Below are 1,481 nucleotides of genomic sequence, written 5' to 3'. Positions count from 1 at the left end.
CCATGACCGCTCGGAACAACAACCCCTTGCTCAAAACCTTCGCCGATCGGCTCCAGGAAAATGGCAAAAAGCCCAAGCAAATCATCATCGCCATCATGCGAGAACTGCTTCACCAAATTTACGGCATCCTCAAATCCGGCGAACCCTACAACCCCGAAAAAAGAGGCTTCCAAACCACCTAAAAACACCCGACCTCAGCCATTCAAAAGAATCCCAAAAAACTCAATTTACGGTTGATCTTTCAACGCAGCATCTTGTTCGTCTCTATTTTTGTTGTTACTCATCACCGGCCCCCGCAGACTCTTTTCTTTCTTTTTTCCTCCTCGGCGAAGGCTCTCGTCGTAGTGCTCTGAGCTGAACCATCTGACGATCACCGAACGGAGTTAGTCTCCAATAGGTAGCGGTATCTGTGACGCTTCGCTTTTTGTCGCTTTCTTTAATCAGGCCAAGTGCGCGAAGTTGAACAAGGCAAGTGTCAACGTCGTTACTTGCATCGTGGTGGCTTACATCAACAAAGGTCTTTCCTTTGATGTCCTTGTCGTCCTGGTAGGTATCCTTGGTGAACCGCTCCACAAATTTTGCAAACGCATTGCGGAGACTGCCATCAGCTGCTTCGTTGATTAGAGCAGGTGCTATCCCACCAAAAATCTCATTCCAAGAGGGCTTGATTGTTGCTGTGTAGGAAGTCCGAGTGTAGTCCTGCGTTCGCACGGTAAAGCCAACCTTCATCGGATAAGAATCCTCACCCTGCATCAGATCTTCAGTTCCTGGTGGGGCTTCTGTTCGTAATTGCTCCAGACTCTCTTCGGCTCTCGCCAATTTGGATTTCAGCTCCAGCACTTCTCGAAGCGTGGCTTCTGACGGGACATTATCGGCTCGCACCCATCCAACCGCAGGCCGCTTCTTCACAGCGGCAGTGAGGCCAACAATCAGCTTTGCCCTCAGATCTTCTGCTGCTTCCCAATATACGCATGTATGGTGGCTCTCAACCTTTTGCCGAAAGGTCTTAAGCTTGCTCCAAGCGTGAGGTGCCGTTTCGGTTTTGTCGCGAGGTAGATTATCTGGGTTCTTGTGGAGGAGGGGAATCACAGGCTTCTTCTTGGAAACCGCGTAGTCATACTCCTTTTCTGTGTAACTAATGCCTTCTTCATCTAGGGAGCCGTATCGCCCCCCGACAAGCAGGACATAGTAGTCTGACGAATCGATCACATCCTTGATCAACTGCCATGCCGAATCGTCCGATGCGGGAAATAGCTCCATTCCTGCTGGCATGTGATCCAATTCAAGAATCGCCTTTAACGCTCCTTGGCGTTCATCGATCAAATCGCGAAACGTGGATGAAACGAAAACCTGATAGCGCTTTTCCATTTTATCTTATGCCGAACATATAAGGCCATCTGCGGCGGGATGGAAGCATCAAAGTCAACTATCAGGCTGGTCGCCGTCGGATGTGCCGCCTTGTTCTGGACTGGCCGACTTCC

1 protein-coding gene and 1 pseudogene are annotated in these 1,481 nt (G+C 50.0%); one reads left to right on the top strand and one right to left on the bottom strand.

The window, feature by feature from the left end:
• Positions 1–182 (top strand): annotated as a pseudogene (locus JIN85_RS20425) (IS110 family transposase); the annotation flags it as partial.
• A gap of 94 nt (positions 183–276) precedes the next feature.
• Here JIN85_RS20425 and JIN85_RS20420 read toward each other — a convergent pair.
• Entirely contained in the window at positions 277–1,368 is a 1,092-nt protein-coding gene (locus tag JIN85_RS20420) for a DUF4062 domain-containing protein (RefSeq protein WP_200274332.1), read from the bottom strand.
• Between the last annotated feature and the right edge of the window lie 113 nt (positions 1,369–1,481).

The sequence above is a fragment of the Luteolibacter pohnpeiensis genome, from assembly GCF_016595435.1.
GTDB lineage: Bacteria > Verrucomicrobiota > Verrucomicrobiia > Verrucomicrobiales > Akkermansiaceae > Luteolibacter > Luteolibacter pohnpeiensis.
The sequence above is the reverse complement of the archived record's forward strand: the minus strand, read 5'-3'. Positions and strand labels throughout refer to the sequence as shown.

What these genes read in the sequence shown, in the direction of transcription:
- JIN85_RS20420 (WP_200274332.1), bottom strand. Translation starts at nt 1,368, where the DNA reads ATGGAAAAGCGCTATCAGGTTTTCGTTTCATCCACGTTTCGCGATTTG.